Origin of the sequence: Spirulina sp. CCY15215 (genome assembly GCF_016888125.1) — a bacterium.
In the GTDB taxonomy this organism is placed as follows: Bacteria; Cyanobacteriota; Cyanobacteriia; order Cyanobacteriales; family Spirulinaceae; genus CCY15215.
Genome location: NZ_JACSWA010000107.1, coordinates 1 through 300 on the forward strand (window position 1 = coordinate 1; position 300 = coordinate 300).

At 38.7% G+C, this 300-nt stretch carries 1 protein-coding gene; it reads left to right on the forward strand.

Translation table 11 applies throughout. The annotated features are described in order from the left end of the window. A partial coding sequence (locus JUI58_RS00490) for an RRXRR domain-containing protein (RefSeq protein ID WP_204101794.1) occupies nucleotides 1-300 on the forward strand: 300 nt, incomplete at both ends.

The window sequence follows — 300 nt, forward strand, 5'->3', positions numbered from 1 at the left end:
AAATTGTTCACCGTGGTTTGGCTATCAAATCCAGTTTAGATTCACGGAGAGCATTACGTCATAATCGTCGTAGCCGTAAAACTAGATACCGCCAAGCCAGATTTTTGAACAGAAAAAGACCCAAAGTTTGGTTAGCACCATCTCTAAAACATCGGGTTGATACTACTCTGACTTGGGTTAACAAACTAATTAAGTTTGCTCCTATTACTGGCATTTCCCAAGAGTTGGTAAGATTCGACTTACAACAACTAGAAAATCCTGAGATATCAGGAATAGAGTATCAACAAGGGAAATTAGTTG